11 protein-coding genes are annotated in these 12,591 nt (G+C 64.5%); 3 read left to right on the top strand and 8 right to left on the bottom strand.

Going from position 1 to position 12,591, the window contains the following annotated elements; translation table 11 throughout:
• Nucleotides 1-3: 3 nt before the first annotated feature.
• Nucleotides 4-1,122, bottom strand: coding sequence for a DNA-processing protein DprA (gene dprA / locus ELY13_RS03555; RefSeq protein ID WP_126172496.1), 1,119 nt, complete (start codon nt 1,120-1,122; stop codon nt 4-6).
• Nucleotides 1,119-1,697, bottom strand: a complete 579-nt coding sequence (gene plsY / locus ELY13_RS03550) for a glycerol-3-phosphate 1-O-acyltransferase PlsY (protein WP_126172495.1) — start codon at nt 1,695-1,697, stop codon at nt 1,119-1,121. Before plsY ends, dprA begins: the two co-directional genes overlap by 4 nt.
• A gap of 138 nt (nt 1,698-1,835) precedes the next feature.
• Between plsY and murI the strand changes: the two genes are divergently transcribed.
• Together murI and hemA are read left to right on the top strand one after the other, a co-directional pair.
• Complete coding sequence (murI, locus tag ELY13_RS03545) at nt 1,836-2,609, top strand: glutamate racemase (RefSeq protein ID WP_126172593.1); 774 nt, start codon at nt 1,836-1,838, stop codon at nt 2,607-2,609.
• A 112-nt stretch (nt 2,610-2,721) separates the two neighbouring features.
• Nucleotides 2,722-3,942: a 5-aminolevulinate synthase gene (gene hemA / locus ELY13_RS03540; RefSeq protein WP_126172494.1), complete on the top strand. Its 1,221-nt coding sequence runs from the start codon at nt 2,722-2,724 to the stop codon at nt 3,940-3,942.
• On the opposite strand, the gene ELY13_RS03535 is transcribed toward hemA, so the two are convergent.
• From ELY13_RS03535 to ELY13_RS03520, 4 genes are all read right to left on the bottom strand, one after another.
• Nucleotides 3,926-5,179, bottom strand: coding sequence for a cation:proton antiporter (locus ELY13_RS03535; RefSeq protein ID WP_126172493.1), 1,254 nt, complete (start codon nt 5,177-5,179; stop codon nt 3,926-3,928). The genes hemA and ELY13_RS03535 overlap by 17 nt on opposite strands.
• A 60-nt stretch (nt 5,180-5,239) precedes the next feature.
• Nucleotides 5,240-6,445 (bottom strand): type III PLP-dependent enzyme, encoded by a 1,206-nt coding sequence (locus ELY13_RS03530; RefSeq protein WP_126172592.1) that lies wholly within the window; start codon nt 6,443-6,445, stop codon nt 5,240-5,242.
• Nucleotides 6,446-6,574: 129 nt separating this feature from the next.
• A complete protein-coding gene (locus tag ELY13_RS03525; protein ID WP_126172492.1) occupies nt 6,575-7,747 on the bottom strand; it encodes a carboxynorspermidine decarboxylase in 1,173 nt (390 codons plus the stop codon).
• 13 nt (nt 7,748-7,760) lie between these two features.
• Nucleotides 7,761-8,972 (bottom strand): saccharopine dehydrogenase family protein, encoded by a 1,212-nt coding sequence (locus ELY13_RS03520; protein WP_126172491.1) that lies wholly within the window; start codon nt 8,970-8,972, stop codon nt 7,761-7,763.
• A gap of 59 nt (nt 8,973-9,031) precedes the next feature.
• On the opposite strand from ELY13_RS03520, the gene ELY13_RS03515 reads away from it, so the two are divergent.
• The gene (locus ELY13_RS03515) at nt 9,032-9,997 is read left to right on the top strand and encodes a threonine ammonia-lyase (RefSeq protein ID WP_126172490.1); all 966 of its coding nucleotides are present in this window, start codon (nt 9,032-9,034) and stop codon (nt 9,995-9,997) included.
• A gap of 2 nt (nt 9,998-9,999) precedes the next feature.
• Here the strand turns inward: ELY13_RS03515 and trxB are convergent, their stop codons facing one another.
• Both trxB and ELY13_RS03505 read right to left on the bottom strand, forming a co-directional pair.
• Nucleotides 10,000-10,980 carry a thioredoxin-disulfide reductase gene (gene trxB, locus ELY13_RS03510; RefSeq protein ID WP_126172489.1) on the bottom strand — a complete coding sequence of 327 codons (981 nt, stop codon included), beginning with the start codon at nt 10,978-10,980 and terminating at the stop codon, nt 10,000-10,002.
• Nucleotides 10,981-11,099: 119 nt separating this feature from the next.
• Nucleotides 11,100-12,491, bottom strand: a complete 1,392-nt coding sequence (locus ELY13_RS03505) for an alpha,alpha-trehalose-phosphate synthase (UDP-forming) (RefSeq protein ID WP_126172488.1) — start codon at nt 12,489-12,491, stop codon at nt 11,100-11,102.
• Nucleotides 12,492-12,591: the final 100 nt, after the last annotated feature.

The raw sequence follows: 12,591 nt of genomic DNA, 5'->3' as shown, positions 1-12,591 counted from the left end.
TCGTCAAGCGTTGAGCGAGACGCGTCCCCCCGCATGACGAGCAAGCCGTCCCGCCACTTCCAGTTCCAGCAACGCGATCTGCACCGCGCCCGGGCTTTCTCCACTCTGGCGGATCAGCTCATCGACAGAGACCGGCGCAGTGGTCAGCAAGCCCGCGATTTCGGCCGGTTCGGCATCAGTTTCCGCTTCGGCTTCCTCTGGCGCATAGTCGAACATGGCCGGCATTTCTCGCAAGGCTGAGCGCGGCGTACCATCGAAGCCGGACAGCAGCTCGACGACATCATCCGGTGATTGCACCAGCACCGCCCCGTCGCGGATCAGCTGGTTGCAGCCGTGGGAGCGGGGATCGAGCGGCGAGCCGGGGATCGCCATCACCTCCCGCCCCGCTTCGCCCGCCAGACGCGCGGTGATGAGAGAACCGGATTTCGGCGCGGCCTCGACGATCAATGTCCCGCTGGCGATCCCGGCAATGATTCGGTTGCGGCTGGGAAAATGCCGCCCGCGCGGTTCGGTACCGGGTGGCTGTTCGGCCACCAGCAGGCCTTGCTGCGCGACGCGTTCCTGCAGGTCCGCATGCTCAGGCGGGTAAGCGATATCGATCCCGCTGGCGATCACGCCGATGGTGGCGGGCAAGCTGCCGCGATGGGCCGCACCATCGATTCCCCGGGCAAGGCCGGAGACAATCACCAGCCCGGCCTCGGCCAGCGCGGCGGCAAAGTCGCGCGCCAGCTTCACCGCCGCTGCCGATGCGTTGCGCGCGCCGACGATGGCGACGCAGGGCCGCGTGGCCAGCGAGGCGTCGCCGCGCGCGGTCAGGATCGGCGGGGCGCTTTCCAGAGTGCGCAGCAGCGGGGGATAATCCGCCGAATCGTGAAACAGGTACCGCGCGCCCGCACGGCGCACCGCGCTCACTTCATCCTCGATCTGGCGGACGGCGACGATCTTGTACGCCTTGCCGCCGCTGGCCGCGAGATCGGGCAGCGCATCCAGCGCAGCCACCGCGCTGCCGAACCGGCGCAGCAGCTGGCCGTAGCTGACCGGGCCAATGTTGGGAGACCGCAACAAGCGGATGCGAGCGAAAGCCTCTTCCTGGGTAAGGTTCGCAGGCCGGGAGGGGTTCACCGGCGCCCGACCTTCGGCTCCGTCCCGGCGGCAAGGCGGCGGATGTTTTCACGGTGAAGCGCCAGGATGATCACCGCGATGGCGGCCAGCACCGGCACCAGTTCCCAAAGCCCCATCAGCGCCGCCGCGACCGGCGCGGCAACCGCCGCGCTCATCCCGGCAAGCGAGGAAATGCGCGTGATCGCGAGCAGCCCCAGCCAGACGACGGCATAGACCAGACCGATCACCCAGCCGATGCCGAAGCAGACCCCCGCCGTGGTCGCCACGCCCTTGCCGCCACGGAACCTCAGCCAGACCGGGAAGCAGTGCCCCAACACGGCGCCGAGAGCTGCCATTCCGGCCCATTCGGGAAACCAGCGCCAGGCTAGCCAGACGGCGGTGAAGCCCTTCATCAGGTCAAGCATCAGCGTAGCCGCCGCCAGCCCCTTGCTGCCCGTCCGCAGCACGTTAGTCGCCCCGATGTTGCCCGACCCGATGGACCGGACATCGCCCTTGCCGGCCGCGAAGGCCAGGATCAGCCCGAACGGGATCGAACCGAGGAGGTACCCCAGCAGCGCCGCCAACACCCAGTCCATCCTATCCCCCTATCGGCTTGCCCCCGGAGCTTGTGGAAAAGCCCTCGCGCTCCTAGGTCGCGGCATGGAAGAAAAGCAGGCCTTCGACAAGCTTGGGCCGAACGGAGGCATGTGGAACCCGATCCCAAATCCCCGCTGATGCTGCTCGATTCCGGGCTTGGCGGCCTCACCGTGCTGGCGGAAGTGCGCAAGGTTCTGCCCAATGCCCCGGTGATCTACGTCGCCGACTACGCCGCGCTGCCATACGGCGAAAAGACCGAACGGCAGATCGAGGCGCGCGTGCCGACCCTGCTCGGGCGGCTGGTGGAACGGTACCGGCCCCGGCTGGTCACCATTGCCTGCAACACCGCGTCGACCATTGCACTGTCCACCGTGCGCGAAGCACTGGACTTGCCGATTGTCGGCACCGTCCCGGCCATCAAGCCCGCCGCGGCGCTGACGAAAACCGGCAGCATCGGCTTGCTCGGCACCGCGGCGACGATCCGCCAGGCTTATGTCGACAATCTGGAAGCCGAGTTCGCGGCCGGCAAGCGGCTGATCCGGCACGCCGCACCCGCGCTGGTCCAGGCGGCCGAGGCAAAGCTGCGCGGCCAGCCGGTCGATCCGGCGGTGTTTGCCGAAGCAGCGGAGGGCCTCCGCTCCCAGCCCGGCGGACAGGACATCGACACTGTGGTGCTCGCCTGCACGCATTTCCCGCTAGTGGAGGACGAATTGCGCGCCGCCTTCGGGCAGCCGGTGCAGTTCGTTCACGGCGCACAGGGGATCGCGCGGCGGGTGGAGCACCTGACCCGCGGTCAGAGCTTCCTCCGTACATTACCCGAGTTTGCCGTGTTCACTGGTGATCTATACGACCTTTCAGCCCTTTCCCCGGCCCTGAAGGTGTATGGAATCGATCATGTTGATCGCTTTTGATGCGAGCACTTCGCAAACTCCGCGCTTCAAAGCCGGTCCATCATCGATTAAGGCCCCCCACACTAGGCCGGATGGGAAGCAACTCTCCCATGGCGCAAGGCGGACGGTTCCGTTGAACTACGATCATATCTTTTCCCAAGCGATCGAACGGCTTCATGCAGAAGGCCGCTATCGCGTGTTCATCGATATCCTGCGCAACAAGGGCAGCTATCCTGACGCGCGCTGCTTTGCCGGCCATAATGGGCCGAAGCCGATCACGGTCTGGTGCTCCAACGACTATCTGGCGATGGGTCAGCACCCCAAGGTCGTGTCCGCGATGGAGGAAGCGCTGAACGATGTCGGCGCCGGCTCCGGCGGCACCCGCAACATCGGCGGCAACACGCATTACCATATCGCGCTTGAGAACGAACTGGCCGATCTCCACGGCAAGGAAGCGGCGCTGCTGTTCACCAGCGGGTACGTTTCCAACGACGCGACACTGTCCACGCTCGGCAAGCTGCTGCCCGGCTGCGTGATCTTCTCCGATGAGCTGAACCACGCCAGCATGATCGCCGGGATTCGCAATTCCGGCTGTGAAAAGCGCGTCTTCCGCCACAACGACGTGGCCCATCTGGAAGAACTCCTCGCCGCGGAAAGCCCGGACGTGCCGAAGCTGATCGCGTTCGAAAGCGTCTATTCGATGGACGGCGACGTCGCCCCGATTCACGCAATCTGCGACCTTGCCGACAAGTACAACGCGCTGACCTACATCGACGAAGTCCACGCCGTGGGCATGTACGGCGCGCGCGGCGGCGGGATTTCCGAACGCGACGAAGCGGCCCAGCGGATCGACATCATCGAAGGCACGCTGGGCAAGGCCTTCGGCGTGATGGGCGGCTACATCGCTGCCGATCGAAAGATCGTGGACGTGATCCGGTCCTACGCGCCGGGGTTCATCTTCACCACTTCGCTCAGTCCCGTACTGGTCGCCGGCGTCCTCGCCTCTGTCAGGCACCTGAAGTCCTCCAGCGAGGAGCGGGACGCGCAGCAGAACGCCGCCGCTACGCTCAAGCGGCTGTTCCGGGAAGCGGGCTTGCCCGTGCTCGACACCGCCACCCACATCGTGCCGCTGATGGTGGGCGATCCAGTGCGCGCCAAGAAGATCAGCGACATCCTGCTCGCGGAATACGGCGTCTATGTGCAGCCGATCAACTATCCCACCGTTCCACGCGGGACGGAGCGGCTACGCTTCACCCCGGGTCCGAATCACACCGAAGCGATGATGGGCGAACTGACCGAGGCGCTGGTGGAAATCTGGGACCGGCTGGAGCTGGAATTCAAGAAGGCTGCTTGAGCGCGATCCGGGTCGTTGTCGCCCGCTCCACGGCGATTCCCGCCGTGGTGCCGTGGACCACTGTCGAAAGGACGATGGTAAAGGCGACGGTCGCCCACAGCTGCGGTTCGTTGACCAGTTCCACATGGTGTCCGGCGTAGGCGAGGTAATAGACCGAGCCGATGCCGCGCACGCCGTATATCGCCACTACGGCTCGTTGCCGCTCTCTAAGCCCTGCACCCGTCAACGACAGCCAGCCGATTGCCGGGCGGATGACGAACACCAGCGCGATCCCGATCAGCGCGTGGGACCAATCGAGGTATGGCCACAGCAGCGGAAGGGCCGCGCCAAGTCCCACCAGCAAAATGGCGGTCAGCGCGTGTTCCAGTGATTCGGAAAAGTCGTGCAGCCGGCGGTGGAACTGGTCCTCGGTTTCCTGCCGCCGCAGGGTCAGTCCGGAAACAAATGCGGCGATGAAGCCGTACCCTTCGGCCAGTTCCGTCACCCCATAGGCGAACAGCACCCCGGCAAAGGCAATCACGCCGCTCTGCGTCTTGGATAGAGCGTTGCCCGAAGGCCAGGCGAACAGCACCTGCCGGAGCAGCCAGCCGGCCGCGACGCCGCCGCCTGCACCTACCGCGATCCGGTAGAGTACATCGCGCAGCAGCCACTCGCCCGCCAGTTCAAAGCTGATGCCGCCCGCAAGCGCGAAAAGAACTCCCAAGTGGACGAACGGAAACGCCAGCCCGTCGTTCAGCCCCGCCTCGGTCGTCAGGGCATAGCGCACGGGGTGCTCGCCCCCTTCCAGCGGAGGACCGACTTGTACGTCGCCCGCCAGCACGGGATCGGTGGGGGAAAGAATGGCCCCCAGCAGAAGGCTGCCCGCCAGCGTCATTCCTGCCACGTAGGCACCGAACAACGCGATTGCCACGATCGTCAGCGGCATGGCGAGCAGCAGCAGCCGCATGGTCAGCTTCCACTGGCCGCCGTGGAACAGGCGATCGATCCGCAAGCCGGTGCCGAACAAGCCGATGATGACGGTCAGTTCCGACACCAGCTCCCATGCCCGCGGGTTCTCGATTGGATCGAGCGGATGCGGCATCCCCGGGATCAGGGCGAAGATGACCAGACCAGTGAGCACGAGCAGCGCGGAGGCCGCCGGTTCTCGCCCGGAAAGGAAACGCGGCAGCCAGTACGACAGGATGATTGCCGTACCGACTGCCGCCAACAGGACGTGATAGGTTTCGAAGCCGAACATCAGTTGCTTGTCACAGCACCTGAAGCCCCTGCTGGTTCCACGAAAAAGTGCAGCCGGCGTTTACCGCAAGCTGACGACGTTGTCGCTGACCCGCGGATCGGCGCGATCGCCGCGATAGAGGCTCTCCATCGGCTCATCCGCAACATGGACCGCCTCTGCCGTGCCGAAGCCGTTGAACGCGGTTTTCATCGCCGCGCCGTACGCACCCAGCATGCCGATCTCGATGTAGTCGCCTGCCTGGATGTCACCGGGCAGCATGAAGGGACCCTTCATGAAGTCGGCATCGTCGCAAGTTGGACCGTAGAAGGCAAAATCCGCCTCCCCTTCCACAAGATCGTCCTCCAGCGCTCGCACCGGAAAGCGCCACGCGACATGGGCGGCATCGAACAGCGCGCCGTACGCGCCGTCGTTGATGTACAGCTCATCCCCACGGCGCTTTTCCACGCGCACGATCAGGCTGCTGTATTCTGCGCACAGCGCCCGGCCCGGCTCGCACCACAGTTCCGCCGAATAGGAAATCGGCAGGTTTTCGAAGTGGCGATGGATCACGCCGAAGTAATCTTCGAGCGGCGGAGGCTCCATTCCCGGGTAGACGCTGGGGAAGCCGCCGCCCACATCGACGATATCGACCGTGACCGCGGCCTCGGCAATCGCCGCGCGAACCCGCTCCAGCGCCTGCACATAGGCGAACGGAGTCATCGCCTGGCTGCCGACGTGGAAGCAGATGCCCAGCGCGTCGCAATGCTGACGAGTGGCCTGCAGCAGGGGCGCCGCATCGGCAAGGTCGATCCCGAACTTGGACGCAAGCGACAGTTCCGAATAATCGGAGGACACGCGCAGGCGCACCAGCAGGTTCAGGTCATCGGCCTGGGTGCCGTTTTCATCGGCGGTCGCCGCGACGATCTTCTCCAGTTCCTCCATCGTATCGAGGCTGAAGGTGCGGACGCCATGCTGATGATAGGCTTCGGCAATCGCGCGCGCGGTCTTCACCGGGTGCATGAAGCACAAGGTGGCGTCCGGCACCGTGGAGCGGACCAGGCGCACTTCCGCGATCGACGCAACATCGAAATGGGTGATGCCGTTCGCCCACAGGATCTGCAGCAGATCCGGGGAGGGATTGGCCTTCACCGCATACATCGACGTGCCCGGAAACTTCTGTGCGAAGAATCGGGCGGCGCGCGCCGCAGCGTGCGGGCGGTTCAGAATTACGGGATCGTCCGGCGAAAGGTCGCGAACTACAGCCGATGCTTCAGGATAGATGTGCAACTCAAGGGACCCCCAAACGGAAATGTCGGACAAGGCTGCCTTGCGGTTTGGAAGTCCCCATGGGGCAGCGAGGGGGCGCATATAATCCCCTCGGCCTTAATCGCAAATTAAAATTCCCCAGCCCGTGTTTCAGCTGAGACGATCGCGGAAATCCTCGTATCCGAAGGTGCGGATTTTCTCCAGCTGATCGGTTTCGGAGTCCCACAACCAGATGGACGGCAAGGGCACGCCGTTGAAGGTGTTCGTCTTCACCATCGAGTAGTGAGCCTGGTCCAGGAAAGCGAACCGTTCCCCCGGCGTAAGCGGCACCGGAAGGCGGTAATCGCCGATTACGTCCCCCGCGAGGCAGGACGGGCCGCCGAGCCGAGCCGCCTCGCCCTCTTCCCGCTCATGCAGCATCGCGGGACGATACGGCGCCTCGATCACGTCCGGCATGTGGCACGTAGCCGAGACATCGGTGATCGCCAGCGGCATGGCGTTCCAGTGCGAATCGAGAATCGTGCCGACGAGAATCCCGGCGTCGAGCGCAATCGCCTCCCCCGGTTCCAGGTACAGCTCACACCCGGTGTCGTCCTTCACGTCGGACAGGAACTCGACCAGTTCGTCCCGCTGGTAATCGGCGCGGGTAATGTGATGCCCCCCGCCGAAGTTAAGCCACTTCAGCTGGTCGAAGTACGGTTCGATGTAGTCGAACACCTTGTCCCAGGTGCGCTTCAGCGGCTCTAAATCCTGTTCGCACAAGGTGTGGAAGTGAATACCGTCCACCCCCTCCATATGCTCAGGCTCAAGCTGCTCGATCGGAAAACCCAGCCGGGAACATGGAGCGCACGGATCGTACCGCGGCACTTCTCCTTCGGCGTGCTGCGGGTTGATCCGCAAGCCGACGTCGAAACTTTCGCCCCGGGCGCGCATAATATCCAGAATCTGGGAGCACCGCTGGATCTGCATCGGCGTGTTGAAGATCACGTGGTCCGAAAGGCGGCAGATCTCGTCCAGGTCGTCCGGCTTGTAGGCAGGCGAATAGGTGGCGATTTCACCATCGTAGAACTCGCCGGCAAGCAGCGCCTCCCACACCCCGGACGTGGTCACGCCGTCAAGGTATTCGCCTATCATCGGCGCCACCGACCACATCGAGAACGCTTTCAGCGCTGCAAGCACCTTCACGTCCGCCCGGTCGCGGATGTCGGCAAGCACGCGCAAGTTCTCGCGCAGCTTCGCCGCATCCACCACGAAGGCGGGACTGTCCACGCGCGTCAGATCGAAACGGGCGAACGCCCCCGGATCGCCGGCTCTGGTTTCCATTCTGTCTGTCCGGTCAGAAAGGCAGCGGACCGGGCAGTTCCTTCACCTGCCACGGCAGCCCCTGGGTGTTCAGCATCTCCATGTACGGATCGGGATCGAACTGTTCCATGTTGAACACCCCTTTGCCCTGCCACTTGCCGGTCAGCATCATCGCCGCGCCGATCATCGCCGGCACCCCGGTGGTGTAGCTGACCGCCTGATTGCCGGTCTCGCGGTAGGCTTCCTCATGGTCGCAGATGTTGTAGATGTAGAACGTCTTTTCGCCGGTTCCGTCCAGTGCATCGCCGGTGGCGATGTCGCCGATGTTGGTCTTGCCCTTGGTGGTGGAGCCGAGGCTGGAAGGTTCGGGCAGAACGGCCTTCAGGAACTGCAGCGGAACGATGGCCTTGCCTTCGTACATCACCGGATCGATCCGCGTCATGCCGACGTTCTGCAGCACGGTCAGGTGCTTGATGTACTCATCGCCAAACGTCATCCAGAACCGCGCGCGCTCCATCTCGGGGACGAAGCGGGCAAGGCTCTCCAGTTCCTCGTGGTACATCAGGTACATGTTGCGGGGGCCGACATCCTCGAAGTTGAACTCGTGCCGCACGCTCATCGCCGGGGTCTCGACCCAGTCGCCGTTTTCCCAGTGCCGGGCCGGCGCGGTCACTTCGCGAATGTTGATCTCGGGATTGAAGTTGGTCGCGAAGGCCTGTCCGTGATCGCCGCCGTTGCAGTCGAGGATGTCGAGCGTGCGGATCGTCTTCAGCTTGTGCTTCTTCAGCCACATGGCGAACGCGCTGGTGACACCCGGATCGAACCCGCTGCCCAGCAGGGCCATCAGGCCATTTTCACGGAAGCGGTCGTGGTAGGCCCACTGCCACTTGTATTCGAACTTGGCTTCTTCCTTCGGCTCATAGTTAGCGGTGTCGAGGTAATCGACGCCGGCTTCCAGGCAGGCGTCCATGATCGGCAGGTCCTGGTACGGCAACGCCAGGTTGACGACGAGCTTCGGGTTGATCCGGCGGATCAGGTTGACCATCGCCGGGACCTCCTCGGCGTCGATCTCATAAGTCGCGATATCGATGCCTGTGCGCTGCTTCACGCTGGCGGCGATTGCATCGCACTTGGTCTTCGTGCGGCTGGCGAGATGGATATCGGTGAAGATATCCTTGTTCATCGCCATCTTGTGCACCGCGACCGAACTGACCCCGCCCGCACCGATCACCAGGATTGTCGACATGTTTTCTCCGTTGCTCGATTCTTGAGTGCCCTCTTAGGCAAATGCGCTAGACCCGCCAAATGATCCACGACGCAACGCGCGCGCCGAGCGCCGAAGGGGTTGCCCGCGCCGCTGAAAAGCTTGCCGCGCTTATCCCCCCTACCCCGATCCTGCCGCTGGAAATCGGCGGTGTGACCCTCTGGGCCAAGGCCGAGTGCCTCCAGCCGATCGGCGCTTTCAAGATACGCGGCGCATGGCACCGCCTGAGCGACTTGTCGGCCGCGGAACGTGCGCGCGGCGTAGTCGGGGTGTCGAGCGGCAACCACGCGCAAGGGGTTGCCTGGGCCGCCCGCCGCCTGGGGATCAAGGCCACAATCGTGATGCCGCACGATGCGCCAAAGGTGAAGCTGGAGCGCGTCCGCGAAATGGGCGCGGAGGTGGTGCCTTACCAGCGCCCGGGAGAAGATCGCGACGCCGTGGCTGAGGCCCTGTGTGCGCAAACCGGTGCCACGCTGGTCCACGCCTATGCCGACCCGTGGGTGATCGAGGGCCAGGGCACCGCTGGAATGGAGCTCAGCGCCCAGATGAAACGATGGGCGGGCGGCAGGCCGGAACGAATCGTGACGCCATGCGGCGGCGGCGGATTGTCCGCCGGACTCGCCCTCGCCTGCCCTGACGCGGAAATCGTGCCGGTGGAGCCGGAGGGATGGGACGATGTCACCCGCAGCCTGATGGCCGGAAAGATCCTGCCGGTGGTCGACGATCCCCCGGCCACCGCCTGCGACGCATTGCAGACGCTCGCCACTCGCCCGATCAACTTCGCGGTCCTGCAGGAACGCGCCTCCCCCGGCGTGGTCGTTAGCGCCGACGAAGTGCGCGCGGCGCAGCGATTCGCGTTTTCGCGGCTGCGGCTGGTGCTGGAACCCGGCGGCGCAGTCGCACTGGCCGCCGCGCTGGCGGGCAAGGTCCCGCTGACCCCCCGCACAGCAATCATCCTCAGCGGCGGGAACGTGGACCCGGCGGATTTCGCAAACGTGTTGGGCTGACCCTACTCTGCGGCCGCCGCCTGCTGCTCGTTGCGAACGTATTCCAGGGTGGCGAGGAACCGCTCGGCGTCCAAAGCGGCCATGCAGCCCGTTCCCGCCGCCGTCACCGCCTGGCGATAGGTGTGATCCATCACGTCGCCGCAAGCGAACACGCCGGGCCGGTTTGTCTTCGGCGTGCCGGGCGCCACTACGATGTAGCCGTTCGCGTCGATCTCCAGCTTGCCCTTGAACAGCTCCGTCGAAGGAGCATGGCCAATGGCCACGAACGCCCCCTCGCACCCGAACTCGCTCATTTCGCCGGTCACGGTGTCGGCCAGCTGAAGCCCGGTCAACCCGCCCTGCAGCGGATCGCCGAGGAAGCGCTCCACGCGCTTGTTCCACAGCACGCTGATCCGGGGATGAGCGAACAAGCGGTCCTGCAGGATCTTTTCGGCCCGCAAGTCCTCGCGCCTGTGAATCAGGGTCACGTCTTCGGAATGGTTGGTGAGGTAGAGCGCTTCCTCCACCGCGGTGTTGCCGCCGCCGATCACCGCAACCTTCTTGCCGCGATAGAAAAAGCCGTCGCACGTGGCGCAGGCCGAAACGCCCTTGCCGGAAAGCGCTTCCTCTCCCGGCACGCCGAGCCACTTCGCCTGCGCGCCAGTGGCAATCACCAGCGTGTCGCCCACGTATTCGTCGCCGCTGTCGCCGCGGGCGACGAACGGCGGGCCGCTCTCGACATCTACCTCGACGATGGTGTCCCACATCATGCGGGTGCCGACATGCTCGGCTTGCGCCTGCATCTGCTCCATCAGCCACGGACCCTGGATCACGTCCCGGAAACCGGGGTAGTTTTCCACGTCGGTGGTGATGGTCAGCTGGCCGCCGGGCTGGAGGCCCTGCACCACGATCGGCTCCATCCCTGCGCGCGCGGCATAGATCGCCGCGGACAAGCCTGCAGGGCCGGAACCGATGATCAGCATGCGGGTGGTGTGTCGGGTCATGTCATTCATCCTCGATTGCGCACGGGGCGTTAGCCGCCCAATCGGCGGCTAGCAATTCCCGGGCCGGCAATTCGCCGGCGGTCTACCCCCATGTAGGGATCGGGGGTACCCGGTGGCAATCAGGGGTTGTGGTCGACTCCGGCAAGATCGCTGGTGAAGTTCTCCGTCCAGCGCAGGACGTTGTCCTCACGCACGGTGACGATCAGCTTCTCCCACCGCTCCTTGCGCTCCTCCAGCGGCATGTCGAGCGCGAGGCGGATATTGTGCGCGACGTCGTCCGGGCTATGGGGATTGACCAGCAGCGCATCCTTCAGCTGCAGCGCCGCCCCGGCAAAGCGGGACAGGACCAGTACGCCCGGATTATCAGGATCCTGCGCCGCGATGTATTCCTTGGCGACGAGGTTCATCCCGTCCCGCAGCGGAGTGACGAGGCCGATCTTCGAAGCGCGGAAAAACCCGAACAGCTCGGCCGCCGAGTGCCCCTTGTTGACGTAGCGGATCGGCACCAGGTCCACTTCCGATCGGGCACCGTTGATCTGGCCGGTCTTCTGCTCCAGCAAACCGCGGATATGCTGGTAGGATTTGATGTCTTCCCGGCTGGGCGGCGCGATCTGAACATAGACCAGCTCGCGCACGCGTTCGGGGTGAAAGTCGAAGAAGCGGCCGATGCCGTCGATTCGTTCCGGCAGGCCCTTGGTGTAATCGAGCCGGTCGACCCCGATCATCGCGGTACGGTGGCGTGTGCTGGACAGCAGCCGCTGCTCCGCCTGGCGGGCTTCTCCCGTTTCGCCTTGCGCCATGAAGTGATCGTAATCGATGCCGATCGGATAGGCCTTGGCGGTCGTGGTGCGCCCATCAAGGGTGATGGTGCATGCGTCCTCGTCCACTTCGGCGCCCAGTTCCTTGGAACAGTAGTGGATGAAGCTTTCCATCCACTCCTCGCTCTGGAAGCCAATCAGATCGTAGTGCAGCATCGTGCGCACCAGCCGCTCATGGAACGGCAGGGATACGAACAGCCGGGTCGGCGGCCAGGGAATATGCAGGAAGAACCCGATCCGGTTTTTCAGGCCCAGCGAACGCAACCGTTCCCCAAGGGGTATCAGGTGGTAATCGTGGACCCAGACCAGATCCTTCGGCTCGATCAGCGGCAGGACGCTGTCGGCAAACCGCTCGTTCACCCGCTCGTAGCCCTTGCCGAACTCCTGTTCGTACTCGGTCAGGTCGATGCGATAGTGGAACAGCGGCCACAACGTCGAATTGGCGTAGCCGTTGTAGTATTCCTCGATGTCCTGGTGCTCGAGGTCAATTGTCGCGGTGGTGACTCCGTCCCCGCGGCGGATGTTGATCTCACCGGTGAACTTCTCCGTCTCCTGCCCGGACCAGCCGAACCAGATGCCGCCGTGCTTCTTGAGCGCGGAGTTGAGCGCACCGGCAAGGCCGCCTTGCGCGCCCGCCACCCCACGGGCCTTGGGAACGGCAACGCGGTTGGAAACGACGACGAGACGACTCAATGGATCAGGTCCTGATTGCTTGCACGTATGTCACGGAACATGACCTCAGCGTGCGATCGGGGCGGAAGTTCCCGCCGGATCCGATGCACTCCGCTCACCC

The organism is Altericroceibacterium xinjiangense, from assembly GCF_003958635.1.
Classification (GTDB): Bacteria; Pseudomonadota; Alphaproteobacteria; order Sphingomonadales; family Sphingomonadaceae; genus Altericroceibacterium_A; species Altericroceibacterium_A xinjiangense.
The sequence above is the reverse complement of the archived record's forward strand: the minus strand, read 5'-3'. Positions and strand labels throughout refer to the sequence as shown.

Bases quoted from the DNA above. Each gene is read 5' to 3' on its own strand.
- ELY13_RS03520 (WP_126172491.1), bottom strand. From the start codon at position 8,972: ATGTCGACAATCCTGGTGATCGGTGCGGGCGGGGTCAGTTCGGTCGCG.
- plsY (WP_126172495.1), bottom strand. From the start codon at position 1,697: ATGGACTGGGTGTTGGCGGCGCTGCTGGGGTACCTCCTCGGTTCGATC.
- murI (WP_126172593.1), top strand. From the start codon at position 1,836: ATGCTGCTCGATTCCGGGCTTGGCGGCCTCACCGTGCTGGCGGAAGTG.
- ELY13_RS03515 (WP_126172490.1), top strand. From the start codon at position 9,032: ATGATCCACGACGCAACGCGCGCGCCGAGCGCCGAAGGGGTTGCCCGC.
- ELY13_RS03525 (WP_126172492.1), bottom strand. From the start codon at position 7,747: ATGGAAACCAGAGCCGGCGATCCGGGGGCGTTCGCCCGTTTCGATCTG.
- ELY13_RS03535 (WP_126172493.1), bottom strand. From the start codon at position 5,179: ATGTTCGGCTTCGAAACCTATCACGTCCTGTTGGCGGCAGTCGGTACG.
- trxB (WP_126172489.1), bottom strand. From the start codon at position 10,980: ATGACCCGACACACCACCCGCATGCTGATCATCGGTTCCGGCCCTGCA.